Origin of the sequence: Actinokineospora terrae, assembly GCF_900111175.1 — a bacterium.
In the GTDB taxonomy this organism is placed as follows: Bacteria; Actinomycetota; Actinomycetes; order Mycobacteriales; family Pseudonocardiaceae; genus Actinokineospora; species Actinokineospora terrae.
Genome location: NZ_FOGI01000017.1, coordinates 1 through 13795, shown reverse-complemented (window position 1 = coordinate 13795; position 13795 = coordinate 1). Strand labels below are relative to the sequence as shown.

The 13795-nt window shown below is 72.8% G+C and carries 14 protein-coding genes; 12 read left to right on the top strand and 2 right to left on the bottom strand.

Annotated elements, in window-relative coordinates:
* Positions 1–181 precede the first annotated feature (181 nt).
* Positions 182–1351: a glycoside hydrolase family 19 protein gene (locus BMY07_RS30590; protein ID WP_092786279.1), complete on the top strand. Its 1170-nt coding sequence runs from the start codon at positions 182–184 to the stop codon at positions 1349–1351.
* A 209-nt stretch (positions 1352–1560) separates the two neighbouring features.
* On the top strand, positions 1561–3654 hold the full coding sequence (locus BMY07_RS30585; RefSeq protein ID WP_245782749.1) for a diguanylate cyclase: 2094 nt from the start codon (positions 1561–1563) through the stop codon (positions 3652–3654).
* A gap of 41 nt (positions 3655–3695) precedes the next feature.
* On the opposite strand, the gene BMY07_RS30580 is transcribed toward BMY07_RS30585, so the two are convergent.
* Complete coding sequence (locus BMY07_RS30580) at positions 3696–4907, bottom strand: threonine synthase (protein WP_092786275.1); 1212 nt, start codon at positions 4905–4907, stop codon at positions 3696–3698.
* Between the two features lie 120 nt (positions 4908–5027).
* On the opposite strand from BMY07_RS30580, the gene BMY07_RS30575 reads away from it, so the two are divergent.
* The 5 genes from BMY07_RS30575 to BMY07_RS30555 all read left to right on the top strand — a co-directional run bounded on the left by BMY07_RS30575 (position 5028) and on the right by BMY07_RS30555 (position 10195).
* Positions 5028–5726, top strand: coding sequence for a hypothetical protein (locus BMY07_RS30575; protein WP_218150843.1), 699 nt, complete (start codon positions 5028–5030; stop codon positions 5724–5726).
* Between the two features lie 125 nt (positions 5727–5851).
* Entirely contained in the window at positions 5852–7297 is a 1446-nt protein-coding gene (locus BMY07_RS30570) for a DUF2637 domain-containing protein (RefSeq protein WP_092786272.1), read from the top strand.
* A 367-nt stretch (positions 7298–7664) separates the two neighbouring features.
* Positions 7665–8444, top strand: a complete 780-nt coding sequence (locus BMY07_RS30565) for a TetR/AcrR family transcriptional regulator (protein ID WP_092786270.1) — start codon at positions 7665–7667, stop codon at positions 8442–8444.
* A 10-nt stretch (positions 8445–8454) separates the two neighbouring features.
* Positions 8455–9408: an LLM class F420-dependent oxidoreductase gene (locus BMY07_RS30560; protein WP_177215891.1), complete on the top strand. Its 954-nt coding sequence runs from the start codon at positions 8455–8457 to the stop codon at positions 9406–9408.
* Positions 9409–9691: 283 nt separating this feature from the next.
* Positions 9692–10195: a hypothetical protein gene (locus BMY07_RS30555; protein ID WP_092786268.1), complete on the top strand. Its 504-nt coding sequence runs from the start codon at positions 9692–9694 to the stop codon at positions 10193–10195.
* 4 nt (positions 10196–10199) lie between these two features.
* Here BMY07_RS30555 and BMY07_RS30550 read toward each other — a convergent pair whose 3' ends face one another.
* Positions 10200–10502, bottom strand: a complete 303-nt coding sequence (locus BMY07_RS30550) for a GNAT family N-acetyltransferase (RefSeq protein ID WP_092786266.1) — start codon at positions 10500–10502, stop codon at positions 10200–10202.
* Positions 10503–10624: 122 nt separating this feature from the next.
* On the opposite strand from BMY07_RS30550, the gene BMY07_RS30545 reads away from it, so the two are divergent.
* The 5 genes from BMY07_RS30545 to BMY07_RS34675 all read left to right on the top strand — a co-directional run.
* A complete protein-coding gene (locus BMY07_RS30545) occupies positions 10625–11119 on the top strand; it encodes a DUF6328 family protein (RefSeq protein WP_092786264.1) in 495 nt (164 codons plus the stop codon).
* Positions 11120–11166: 47 nt separating this feature from the next.
* Positions 11167–11724 (top strand): GNAT family N-acetyltransferase, encoded by a 558-nt coding sequence (locus BMY07_RS30540; RefSeq protein WP_092786262.1) that lies wholly within the window; start codon positions 11167–11169, stop codon positions 11722–11724.
* Positions 11725–11842: 118 nt separating this feature from the next.
* Positions 11843–12334, top strand: coding sequence for a YbaB/EbfC family nucleoid-associated protein (locus tag BMY07_RS30535; RefSeq protein ID WP_092786260.1), 492 nt, complete (start codon positions 11843–11845; stop codon positions 12332–12334).
* Positions 12331–12645, top strand: a complete 315-nt coding sequence (locus BMY07_RS30530) for a WXG100 family type VII secretion target (RefSeq protein WP_092786258.1) — start codon at positions 12331–12333, stop codon at positions 12643–12645. Before BMY07_RS30535 ends, BMY07_RS30530 begins: the two co-directional genes overlap by 4 nt.
* Positions 12646–12650: 5 nt before the next feature.
* Positions 12651–13795: WXG100 family type VII secretion target (locus tag BMY07_RS34675; RefSeq protein ID WP_092786256.1), on the top strand; the 1145-nt coding region annotated here is incomplete at its 3' end.

The following is a 13795-nucleotide window of genomic DNA, read 5'->3' as shown; positions in this document are numbered from 1 at the left end:
ACCCGATCCGCGCCACCACCGGGGCGGTGTCACTGGATTACGGAGAGAATGGTCTAGACCTTGACGCCGGTTGGCGCAATCGGCGAAGCTGAAAATCCGGCCGCGCCGCCGCCTCACGTCGGCGGTCGCCGATCCCTGCACGCCCGCCCTGTCCCGGAGCGGGCCCCAAAGGAGTGATCACGTGTCGAGAAACCGCATCACCGCGGCGCTGGTCGCGGTCGCGGCGGTGGGAGGGGTGGCGTTGCTCATCCCCACCACCACCGCCTCCGCCGCCGACTGCGCACCCGCGTGGAGCAGCGCGACCGTCTACACCGGCGGCAAGACCGCCGGGTACAACGGTCGCAACTGGTCGGCGAAGTGGTGGACCCAGGGCGAGACCCCCGGCACGGCCCAGGTCTGGGCCGACCAGGGCGCCTGCGGCGGCACCACGCCGACCACCACGACCCGGCCCACCACGACCACCACCACTCGGCCGACGACCCCGACCACCGGTCCGGACGGCTGCCTGCACCCGGACTGGGTCCAGGGCAAGCAGTACAAGACCGGCGACATCGTCCGCTTCACCGACGGCAAGTACTACATCGCCGAGCACGACAACCCGGGCTACAGCCCCGTGGTCAGCACCTGGTACTGGGACCCCTTCACCTGCGGCACCCAGCCCACCACGTCGAACCCCACCACGACGTCGAACCCCACCACCTCGAATCCCACGACGACCTCCACCCCCGCGGGCAACTTCGTGGTGTCGGAGGCGCAGTTCAACCAGATGTTCCCGAGCCGGAACACCTTCTACACCTACAAGGGCCTGACCGACGCGCTGGCCGCCTACCCCGGGTTCGCCAACACCGGCACGGACACCACCAAGCGCCAGGAGGCGGCGGCGTTCCTGGCCAACGTCAACCACGAGACCGGCGGGTTGGTCTACATCAAGGAGATCAACGAGGCGAACTACCCGCACTACTGCGACGCCGCCCAGCCCTACGGCTGCCCGGCAGGCCAGGCCGCCTACTACGGGCGCGGCCCGATCCAGCTGAGCTGGAACTTCAACTACAAGGCCGCCGGTGACGCGCTGGGCATCGACCTGCTCGGCAACCCGTTCCTGGTGGAGCGGGACCCGGCCGTGGCCTGGAAGACCGCGCTCTGGTACTGGAACACCCAGAAGGGCCCCGGCACGATGACCCCGCACGACGCGATGGTCAACGGCCGTGGATTCGGCGAGACGATCCGCAGCATCAACGGCGCCCTCGAGTGCAACGGCGGCAACCCGGCGCAGGTGCAGAGCCGGATCAACGCCTACCAGCGGTTCACCCAGCTGCTGGGAACCACCCCGGGGTCGAACCTGAGCTGCTGACCCAGCGTGACGCCCGGGGTGGCCGCCGGTGCCTCGGCACCACCCCGGGCGACACACGTTCGGCCTAACGTGACGATCACCAGTCGAGTCGTGTCGCGGGGCGGAATCCCGCTATGCCACTCTGTCCGAGTGGTCGACTACGCCGCATCCGTCCGATCTCGACGCGCCGCGCGCGCCGGGGACGGCCGCGCACCGGGGCGGTCACGCCGGTGACGCCCGCCGCCGCGTCGCGCTGGCCGTGGGTGCTGTACCTGGCGGCGGGCGCGGCGCTGGTCGTGCTCTACTACCTCGCCCCGGTCACCGCGGGCGGGTTCCCGCTGCGGGTGGTGCTGTACTGCTTCATCAGCGCCTCGGCCGCGGTCGCGGTGTTCGTCGGCCTGGCCCGCTACCGGCCGAGACCGTGGCTGCCCTGGCTGCTGATCGCGGCGAGCCAGCTGGTCTACGCGCTGGCGGACAGCATCTTCTACCTGCTGCACTACGCGCTCGACCTCACCACGTACCCGTCGCCGGCCGACCCGTTCTACCTGGCGCACTACCCGCTGGCGGTGGCCGGGATCGTGCTGCTGATCCGCCGCCGCACCCCGGGCCGCGGCCTGGCCGGGCTGCTGGACGCGGGCACGCTGGCCGTCGTCGCGGCGATGCTGTCCTGGCTGTACGTGATCGGCCCGCAGACCCGCCTCGGCGCGCCGCTGCTGGTGGAGGTCGTGTCGCTGGGCTATCCGGTGATGGACCTGGCGCTGCTGACCGTCGCACTGGGACTCGTGCTCGGCCCCGGCGCCCGCCCGCCCGCGTTCGGGCTGTTCCTCGGCTGGCTCGCCGCGATCATGACGGCCGACACGATCTACGTGGTGCAGCAGCTCAACGGCACCTTCCAGGCGGGCAACTTCCTGGACGCGATCTGGCTGGCCGGGAACCTGGCGCTGGGCGCGAGCGCGCTGCACCCGACGATGCGGGCGATGGCCGAGCCCTCGCCGGTGCCGGACGCGCCGCTGAGCCCGTTCCGCATCGCGGGCCTGTCCGCGGCCGCGCTGATCGCCCCGGCCGTGCTGTTCGTGCAGTGGGCCGGTGGGTCGGTGCGCGATGTGCCGGTGGTCGCGGGGACCTGCGCGCTGCTGTTCGCGCTGACCATCGCCCGGCTCGCCGCCCTGGTGTCCGACCAGCGCAGGCTGGCCATCACCGACGCGCTGACCGGCCTGCACACCCGCCGGTTCTTCGAGGCGCAACTGCCGCTGGAGATCGCCAGGGCAGGCCGCACCGGCGGGTCGGTCGCGGTCCTCATCGCCGATGTCGACCACTTCAAGACCATCAACGACCGGCACGGGCACCCGGCTGGCGACCAGGTGCTGGTCGAGATCTCGGCGCGGCTGCGGGCCACCGTGCGCGCCGGTGAGGTGCTGGCCCGCTACGGCGGCGAGGAGTTCGCGCTGATCCTGCCGGGCGCCACCGCCAGGACGCTGCCGATCATCGCCGAGCGGCTGCGCCAGGAGGTGTCCGGCACGGAGATCCCGATCGCCGCGCAGCGGCGGATCCCGGTGACGGTGTCGATCGGCACCGCCGTCTACCCCGCGCACGGCACCACCCCCGACGACCTCGTGTCCATCGCCGACCGCGCGCTCTACGCCGCGAAGGCCGCGGGCCGCGACCAGGTCGTGTTCGGCCACTCGCCCCACCGCCTCGACGCCACCGGCGGCGGGCTGGACTACCTGCACCTGGTCGCCGACGAGGTCGACGCGCTGTTGGCAGGCAGGCAGCGCAGCCGCGCGGTGGCCCGGCTGGCGCGGTTGCTCGCGGTCGAGTCCGGTCTCGACGACGGCGCGGCCGGGATCGCCCAACTGGCCGGGCGGCTGCACGACATCGGCAAGATCACCGTCCCGCGGACCGTGCTGACCAGGCGGGCCGGGTTGACCGAGGCGGAGTGGGAGCTGGTGCGGGCCGTCCCGGCGCACGGCGCCAGGATGGTGTCGATCGTGCCCGGTCACACGGCCGTCGCCGAGGTCATCCGGCAGCACCGCGAACGCTGGGACGGCACGGGCTACCCGGCGGGGTTGCGCGGCGCGGAGATCCGCGCGGAGGCCTGCGTGGTGGCGGTGTGCGACGCGTGGGTGGCGATGCTGTCGGACCGGCCGCACCACGCGGCGCTGACCGCGGAGCAGGCGCGCGCGCAGGTGCTGGCCGGTCGCGGCACGCAGTTCGACCCGGCGGTGGTCGACGTCTTCCTCGGCCTGCTCGACAGCGGCGGCCTGCCACCGGACCAGGTCGCGCCGCGGCAGCGGTCCGCGCCGGTCTCGTCGCCGCAGGCCTGATCCTTGCGCGCAGGCCTGATCCCCAGGCGCGGGCCTGATCCCTAGGCGGGGTCCGGGAGCGCGCCGTCCGCGGAGATGGTGGGAACGTCGACTCGGACGGTGTCGGGGTACTTGACGCCGGAGCCGGTGTTGAGGACGACGACGCGCTCGTCGCCGCGCAGCCAGCCCGACTCGCGCAGGCGGATGAGGGCGGCGAAGCAGGCCGCGCCCTCCGGGCAGACGAAAGCACCCTCGTCGGCGGCGAGTTCCCGTTGCGCGGCAAGGAGTTCCTCGTCGGTGACGGCCACCGCCGTGCCCTCGGTCTCGGCCAGGGCGCGCAGGATCAGGAAGTCCCCCAGCGGCTTGGGGACGTTGATGCCGAAGGCGATGGTCGTGGGCGCGGCGGGGGCGACGCTCTCCGCGGCCCCCGCCTCCCAAGCGTCCACAATGGGCCGACACCCCTCGGCCTGCACCGCGACCAGCCGGGTCTCGGGGGTGAGCCAGCCCAGTTCGCGCATCTCGTCGAGGGCCTTGTGGATGCCGATCAGCCCGACCCCGCCGCCGGTCGGGTACAGCAGGACGTCGGGGGCGCGCCTGCCCGACTGCTCCACGATCTCGTACCCCATCGTCTTCTTGCCCTCGATGCGGTACGGCTCCTTCAGCGTCGACACGTCCTGGTAGTCCGGCCGCGACGCCAACGCCTTGCGGATCAAAGCGCCCGCGTGCGAGATCAGGCCGTCGACGAGGTAGAGCTCAGCACCGGCGGCCACACACTCCGCACGGGTGATGACCGGCGCGTCCACCGGCATCGCGATCAGCGACCGCAGCCCGGCCCGCGCCGCGTAGAGCGCCCACGCCGCACCCGCGTTGCCGTTGGTGGGCATGGCGATCCCTCGAACCCCCAACTCCGCCGCGCGGGACACACCCACCGCAGCACCGCGAGCCTTGAACGACCCGGTGGGGACAAGACCTTCGTCCTTCATCCAGAGGTCGGGCACACCGATGCGCTTACCGTGCACCGGTAAAGGCAACAGGGGCGTCATCCCCTCCCCCAGGCTGACCACCGCAGACTCGGCCGACACCGGCAACACCTCGTGGTAGCGCCAGAGCGTCGGAGCACGTCCAGCGGGCGACATCCCCCGCGCGGCGTCCAGGTCGTACCGCGCCAACAACGGCGAACCGCAGTCACAGGTGCCTTGCACCACGGTCGCGTCGAGGCGCGCCCCGCACTTGGGGCACTCCAGGTGCGACAGGGTCGAGTACCGCTCGGTCACGGTCCAGCCTCCACGGGTCGGGTCATCCCACCGTAGGCATCCCCTAGGGGGTGAATCCAGGGTCTACCCGGGGATCTCACAGGAAGCGGACCGCGCCACCGCCGGGCCACGGTGATCGACATGGGGAAGAACCGCTGGCGGCAGAGCACCGTCTGGCTGCACGTGCTCACCTCGGTCGGGTGGATGGCGCAGGCGTTGGCGCTGCTCACCCTCCTGGTGGTGGGCAGGGTCACCGAGGACCCGGCGCTGCGGTCGGGTTCGGCCGAGTTCGCCCACATCGTGGACACCACCCTGCTGGCGCCGATGGCCAACGCCGCCGCCGCGACCGGGATCGTGCTGTCCGCGGCGACCTCGTGGGGCTTCTTCCGGCACTGGTGGGTGCTGGTGAAGTTCGTCGTCACGGTCGTTCAGCTCAACGTGGGGATCTTCGTGCTCTCGGTGGGGCTCAACGAGACCGTGGCGGCGGCGCGGGCGGGCGAGCAGGTCGAGGCGCCGGTGCCGCAGCTGGTCGGGAGCGTGGTGATGGTCACCGCGATCGCCGTGCAGGCCTGGCTGTCGGTGGTGAAGCCGGGCGGGCGGACACCGTGGGCGGCGGGGCCGAAACCGGCGACGGCACCGGTGTGGGTGTTCGCCGCCACGATCGGGGCGGTGCTGGGTGACGGGGTGTTGTCAACCGTGGCAGGCGGACCGCGACCGGTGCTGTCGCTGCTGGTCGTGGTGCTGGCGCTGGCCTGGCGCGGGCGCTCCACAAAGGACGGGAAAGCCCAGGTCGGGGCGACCTTGATAACGGGGAGGGCACGAGTGGGTCAAGATCGTTGATCTGCGGTCACGGCTGGCACCCCCCGGGTGGACGAGCGATCGGGGCGTCCGACAGAGTGCTCTCACCCCATCGACTCGACACCGGGTCCCGCGTCATCCGCCATCCACTCGACAGGAGCGCGCAGGTGAGTCCGAAGATCGACATAGACCCCGAGCACGCCGAGGCCGTCGCGGCCAAGGCGACCCTGGCCGACAAGATCCGCTACGCGTGCGCGCAGGTCGACCCGCCGACCACGCACGCGGTCCAGCAGTGGCTTGCCGCCTACGGGGTCAACGGCGTCACCCGCGCGTACGCGACCGGGATCATCAACACCTGGCGCGGCGAGCACAAGATCGGCGACACCGGCGACCTGGTCGCGATGAGCCCGGAACTGCTGGCGGAACTCGACGCGCTGCGCTCCACCGAGCACGACGGCACGCCCGCCGACGAGTCGCCCACCGTGGTCGGCCTCACCCCGGTCGCCCCCGCCGCCGACAGCCCGGCCACCGCCGAGGAGAACGCCGCGGCCACCGGGGCGGTGCCCACCGACACCGCGCCCGCCGAGACCGTGCCCGCTCCCCCCGCGGAGCCCGCGTCCGCCGCGGAGGCACTGCCCGCCCCCCGTACCCCCAACCCCGACTCGGACACCGTGGACACCGACAGAGACTCCGCAGCCGCGACCATCACCCTCCCCGCGGACAGCAGCACCGCCCCCGAGCAGGCCCCGGCGGTCGAGCAGGACACCGCGACCCAGCAGAGCACCGCCGAGCAGAGCGCCGCCCAGCTCGACACCGCGCACACCGACACCGCTCAGCAGGCCACCGAGCAGCCCGCCACCGAGCACCCGACCGTCGAGGCCGTGGACGCCGACGACGAGCGCGCCACCCCCGGCACGGCGGTGGCCGAGGCGCCCAAGGTCGGCAACGCGGTCGTGGTGGCCGAGCAGGTCGAGCCGGTCGACGCCTACGTCACCGCGCGCGCCGAGCGGGTGCCCAACCCGCTGCTGGAGCCCGCCGCGCCGCTGACCTCCCAGATGCCGACCGTGCTGTCCTGGTCGGCGAACATGGCCTGGATCGTGGTGCTGGTCGCGGCCATGGGCATCTCGTGGTGGTCGCTGTTCGAGTACGCCCGCGCGTTCAGCATCCCGACCCCGCTCGCGGCGGTCGTGTCGCTGGTGTTCGACGCCTCCGCGCTGATCGTCGCCGGTCTCGCGCACCGCTACGCCCTGTCCCCGTACTCCGGCGCGGGCCCGCGGTTCGCGCTGCTGGCCCTGCTCGCGGGCAGCGTCTACCTGAACTGGGAGCACGCGGCGGGCAAGGGCTACGGCATCGAGGCGTCGATCATGTTCGCCGCGCCCGCCGCGGTGGGCATCCTGCTGTTCGAGCTGCACATCGGCTGGCACTCGCGCAGCGAGCGGCGCGCCCGCGGCCGGGTCGCCCGCTCGCTGCCGGTCATCGGCGCGTGGGGCTGGTTCCTGCACCCCCTGCAGAGCGTGACGACGCTGTGGCGGGTCACCCACGCGCGGGGTGTGTCGGTGCGCGAGGCGGAACTGACCAGCATCGAGCAACTGCGCGCGGTCAGCGCCAACTGACCAAGGCGGCACGTCGCGAGGCCCGGACCGGCAGTCGGTCCGGGCCTCGCGCATTCACCGGCGTATACCGTACGAACTCGGGTACGGTGGGGTTCGGCACACCGGCGCGCGCGCACCCGCCCGTTCGGCGACCGGCACGGCGCGCCGGGCGCGCCACGCCAGGGCGGCGGGCGCGGGTCGGATCGCCGCTGGTATCCCTATGCAGTACAGGAGGGGACGAATGGCCGAGTCGAGTCAGCCGGGCACGCCGATCGTCCACACGCGAACGTTGGGACCGATCACGGTCGGTGATCCGCGGGTGGCCGGATTGGCCCGGGCCTGTGCGTCGCCGACCGCACCGAGGCGGACCAGTTAGGATCGGGCCACCATGGCAAAGGACGCGACGAAGGACCACAGCGGGGGCGGCGACCCCGCGCGCAGCCTCGCGCTGCTGTGGCGCAAGCAGACCCAGGCGCCGGTCCGCAACGGCAGGCGTGACCTCAGCGTCGACCGGATCGTGGCCGCGGCCATAGAGGTCGCCGACACCGACGGCCTCTCGGCGCTGTCGATGCGCAGGGTGGCCGACAAGCTCAACGTGGGCACGATGTCGCTCTACACCTACGTGCCCGGCAAGGCCGAGCTGGTCGACCTGATGCTCGACACGGTCTACGCCGACACCCACCACCCCGCACCCGAGGTCGCCGAGGACAACCGGCACTGCTGGCGGGCGCGGCTGGAACAGGTGGCGCGGCGCAACTGGGACCTCTACCACCGGCACCCGTGGATGCTGCGGGTCGGCGTGAGCCGCCCGCCGCTGGGCCCCAACGTGATGGCCAAGTACGACTACGAGTTGGGCACCGTCGCCGGGATCGGCCTCACCGAGACCGAGATGGACACCGTGCTCACCCTGGTCATCGGCCACGCCGAGACCTCGGCCCGGCGCGCGGTGGAAGCCGACGGCGACGGCGAGTCCGGGGTCAGCGAACAGCAGTGGTGGGCCGCGCACAGCCCGGTGCTGACCACCCTGCTCGACCACACCCGCTACCCGCTGGCCGCCGCGGTGGTCACCGCCGTGGGCCGCGCCGCCGACGACCCCCACCACGTCTTCGAGTTCGGCCTCTCCCGAATCCTCGACGGCGTCCAAGCCCTGGTCGACTCGCGCGGCTAGCCTGGCTGGGGTGAGCACCGAGTCTGCCGCCCCAGCACTGCGGATCTTCACCGAGCCGCAGCAGGGCGCCACCTACGACGACCTGTTGACCATCGCCCGGCACACCGAGGACGCCGGGTTCGACGCCTTCTTCCGGTCCGACCACTACCTGGCCATGGGGTCCTCGGACGGCCTGCCGGGGCCGACCGACGCGTGGACCACCCTGGCGGGTCTGGCCAGGGAGACCAGCCGGGTCCGGCTGGGCACGCTGATGACCGCCGCCACCTTCCGCCACCCCGGGCCGCTGGCGATCTCGGTGGCCCAGGTCGACCAGATGTCCGGCGGCCGGGTCGAGTTCGGCATCGGCACCGGCTGGTTCGACGACGAGCACACCGCCTACGGCATCCCGTTCCCGCCGCTCGGCGAGCGCTTCGACCGGTTGGCCGAGCAGCTGGAGATCATCACCGGGCTGTGGGCGACGCCGGACGGGGAGCGGTTCTCCTTCTCCGGCAAGCACTACCGGCTGGCCGACTCCCCCGCGCTGCCCAAGCCTGCGCAGCGCCCCGGTCCGCCGGTGCTGATCGGCGGTGGCGGGCCCAAGCGCACCCCGGCGCTGGCCGCGCGCTTCGCCGACGAGTTCAACCTGCCGTTCGCGCCGATCGACGACGCCGTGGCCCAGTTCGCCAGGGTCGACGCGGCGTGCGCGCAGATCGGCAGGGACCCGGCGTCGGTGACCAAGTCCGTGGCGCTGGTGGCGTGCGTCGGCCGCGACGACGCCGAGGTGGCGCGCCGGGCCGGGGTGATCGGCCGCGACGTGGACGAGTTGCGGGCCAACGGTTTGGCAGGCACGCCCGCGCAGGTCGTCGACCGGATCGGGCTGTGGCGGGAGCGCACCGGGATCACCCGGCTGTACCTGCAGGTGCTCGACATCGCCGACCTGGACCACCTCGACCTGGTCGCCGCCGAGGTGGCGCCCCGGCTCTGAGCGCTGTGGCGACCGTCTCAAGGGGACCCGGCCATGAGGTTGATCACCGCGCGGCCGCGGACCGAGCGTCCAGACCGGACTGTCCGGTCTGGACGTCGGCCGCGGCGGGGCGTGTCGCGAAGGCGCTGATCACGGTGCGTGTGCGCCAGAGGCGGTCCGGGTCAGCGCACGGAGATGACATCCGGCCCCAGGGTGGCGTTAACCGGACGCGCCTAGGCTGCCGTGCGTGCCGGGAGGGGATCCGCGCAGAAGCGCCGGGGGTGGTCGGACGTACGATCACGCCGTGATCGACCTGAGTACGTTGCTCGACCCGCTGGCCTGGCCCCGGTGGCTGGCCCGGGACGCCGAGCGGCGCAAGGTGGTCGGGCCGGAGGTGATCGCCCAGGTCGAGCAGGCCGTGCGCGACTTCCCGGCGGCGGCCTTCGCGGCCGGGCTGCTGCCCGCCCCGCTGCCAGTGGAGCACGCCGAGAAGCTGCCGCGCGGCGAGCACCGGGAGACGACCGAGGGCGCCAAGGTGCGGCACCGGGTGGTGCCGGAACCCGGCGAGGTCCGCGGCTGGAGCCTGGGCCGGGGCGTGGTGATCAGCATGGCCCAGGCGACCGTGCGGCCGGTGTACGTGCCGGTCGCCCGCGGCGAGAGCGCGGCGCTGCGCCACGACGGGACCGTGGTGCGGGCGCTGATCTCCGGCTGGGAGCCGTACCCGGCGCCGGTGGAGGTCGAGTTCGACGACCGGACCGTCCCGCTGGAGGACTACCTGCGGCGGATCCTGTCCGAGCACCGCCGCTAGCGGGTCAGTCCGCCGCGGTGGACCGGTTCTGGTAGGCCAGCTCCAGGTACTCGGGGTGGCGGCGCATCCAGGCCGCGATGAACGGGCAGGTCGCCAGCACCGGCAGGCCGCGGGTCCGCGCGTCCTCCAGCGCGGCCCTGGCCAGTGCGCCGCCCACACCCTTGCCCTCGAACGCCGGGTCGACCTCGGTGTGCGGGTAGACCACCAGGTTGTCGCCGCGCAGGTACTCGGCGAACCCGGCGACGGCGCCGTCGACCCGGGCCTCGAACCGGCCGCGCTCGGCAACGTCGACGACCTCGACAGCCACGTGAACCTCCTGGTCGATGGGTACCCGACCCGATCCTACGGCCGTGCCATGTCCGGTTTGCGATGGGACTTCCCGAGGAATGTTCGGATCAGGTCCCCCACCGCGCGAACCAGGAGTCACGGATGACGATCGAGCAGGGCACCCCCGGCGCCGCGAGCCAGGACGACAGCGAGGAGACGCACCAGCAGCGGCTGACCCGCAACCTGCACGAACTGCTCCAAGAGCTGCGGGTAGCGCAAGCGGGCGTGCAGATCCTCTTCGGCTTCCTGCTGTCCATCGCGTTCACCGAGGTCTACGTCCGCGACGCGAACACCTTCGAGCGGGCGACGCACCTGGTCGCGGTGCTGTTCGCGGTCGCGTCGGTCGGGCTGCTGACCGCGCCCGCCGCCTGGCACCGGATCCTGTTCCGGCAGGGCAAGCGCGAGGAGATCATGCGGCTGGCCACGCGCACGACCATCGCGGGCCTGGTGTGCCTGTCGCTGGCGGTCGCGGCGTCGGTGCTGCTGCTGGCGGAGATGGTGATCGGCGGCTGGGCGGCGTTCGCCATCGCCGGGGTGTGCGCGGCGCTGATCATGCTGCTGTGGTTCGCGGTGCCGATGCGCGAGCGCGCGGACTAGCCGAAAACCGCAGGCAGCCCGCGCGGCCCGCCTGGTTCACTCGGCGGATGAGCTCGTTCTGGACCGGGACCAAGGTGCGGCTGCGCGGGGTGGAACCAGCGGACTGGGAGGTGTTCCAGTCCTTCGACGCGCACAGCGCCGACGCGCGCGCGGTCGACCGGCTGTACCCACCCCGCTCCGCGGCGTGGTTCCGCGAGTCGACCAAGACGCGCGCCTCGCACGGCGGCGACGACCTCGACCTGGCCATCGAGTCGCGGCGGACGGGGGAACTGGTGGGCTCGCTGTCGACCGGTGGGGTGGACCGCCGGGCGGGGCGGTTCAGCTACGGCATCGGCGTCGGCCACCAGCACCAGCGCAACGGGTATGCCAGGGAGGCCATCACGCTGCTGCTGGGCTACATGTTCAGCGAGCAGCGACTGCACAAGTGCGAGGTCAAGGTCTACGAGTTCAACGAGGCCTCTCTCTCGTTGCACCGGTCGCTGGGGTTCGTCGAAGAGGGACGGCTGCGGGCGCACGAGTTCTTCGGCGGTCGCCACTGGGACGCTGTCCTGTTGGGCATGACGCTGCCGGAGTTCCTTGATCGATGGGAATTCCCAGAGGTCTAGGCCAGACCGTCCACTCCTGGCCCGAGGTGGACGCGTTAGGTTTGATGGCAACCTGGGGGGATCCAAAACGGGCCGCGGCGCGTCGCAGGGGTGTCCCAGAGTCGATCGGAGGGGACGCATGACCGACCCAGCTGAGCACCGGGCCCGGCTCGAGGCGCGCAACGCGGCGATGCGGGAGAACGTGGCGGGCCTGCTCGCCGACCTGAACCGGCGCACCAGCGAACTGGCGGACGCGCAGGGCAGGGTGGCCGCGGTGACCGGTTCGGCGACCTCCCCGGACGGCCTCGTCCGCGCGGTGGTCAACCCCGCCGGGGTGCTGACCGAGCTGACCCTCGCGCCGACCGCGTTCACCAGGTCCACCCCGGAGAAGCTGGCCAGGCTGGTGGTGGCGACCGCGCAGGCCGCCGCCGGGTCGGCCCGCGACCAGGTCGACGCGCTGCTGGCGCCGCTGCAGGCCGGGACGGACCTGTCCAGCCTGGTGGAGGGCGCGCCGTCGTTCGCCGACCTGCTGCGCCCGCCCGCCGCCGCCACGCCCCCGCCCGCCGCGCCGCGGCACGCGGCCGAGGACGACGACGACGACTTCGGCGGCGTGTTCGGGGGGCGGCGATGACCGGGTTCGGCATCGACCCCAACGCGGTCCGCTCGGGCGCGAACGGGTACGGCACGGCCGGTGACCTGCTGGCCGACGCGCAGCGCGCGCTGACCGACGCGCTGTCCGCGCAGGGCGCCTGCTGGGGCGGCGACGAGTCGGGGCAGGCCTTCGCCAAGGACTACGTGCCCGCCGTCGAGGGCATGACCCAGGCGTTCGGCGACCTGGCCACGGCGTTGCAGGCGATCAAGACGGCGTTGACGGAGTCGGTGGCCGGCCAGCAGGGCACCGACCAGAGCAGCGGTGACGGCCTCACCGCGATCCGGGGCTGAGCCGCGTGTCGATCACCATCCCGTCCGAGATCACCTGGCTGTTCCCGATCGTGGTCGGCGAGAGCTGGCCGGAGGGCGACGAGGACAAGCTGCGCGCGCTCGCCGACGCGTGGCGCACCGCGGGCGGCGGCGTCGAGGACGTCATCGCGCAGGCCAAGAACGCCGCGAGCCAGGCCATGGGCGGCATGGACGGTCCCGCGGCGGAGGCGTTCGAGAAGTACTGGGCGCAGTTCGTCGAGGGCGACGAGGCGTACCTGACCAAGCTGCGCGCCGCCTGCGACGGCCTGGGCGAGTCGTGCGACAACTGCGCGCTGGAGGTGGAGTACGCCAAGTACTCGATCATCGCCGCGCTGATCATGCTGGCCATCGAGATCGCCGCGCTGATCGCCGCGGCGTTCGGCACCTTCGGCGCGACCAGCGCGGGCATCCCGGTCGCGCAGGCGGCGACCCGGATCACCGTGCAGATCATCTTCCGCAAGCTGATCACCGCGATCCTGCGCGAGGTGCTCACCGAGGTCGCCATCGACGCGGCGATCCAGGGCCTGCAGATGGCCAAGGGCGACCGCAAGAGCTGGGACCTGGCCAAGACCGGCGGCGCCGCGCTGTCGGGCGCCATCTCCGGCCTGGTCGGCGGCGGCATGGACTTCATCCCGACCCGCGCCACCGGCCTGCCCGGCCGCACCGCCGAGGGCGCCTTCCGCGGCATGGCCGAGGGCGCGGGCTCCACCGTCATCAACGCCGCCGTCACCGGCCAGGACCTGACCGCGGGCGACCTGTTCCGCTCCACCGTCTCCGGCGGCGTCTCCGGCGGCATCGGCGGTGCCAAGTCCCACTACGACACCCCCACCGCCATTCCCACCGTCGGCCCGCCCGCAGGCGGCCCGCCCGGTGGTGGCCCCCCTTCTGGTCGCCCGCCCGCAGGTGGTCCTCCCGCAGGCGGCCCACCTTCCGGCCGCCCTCCTGCTGGTGGCCCTCCCTCAGGTGGTCCCCCCGTTGGTGGCCCTCCTTCTGGCGGCCCACCCACCGGCGGCCCTCCCCCACGCACCCCGGCACCGACAACCCCCTCCGCCGCCCCCACCCTCCCCGCGCCGACCTCTCCCACCGGCCACACTCCCCCCGCCCCATCCCCAACAGGCCGCCACTCAGCCCC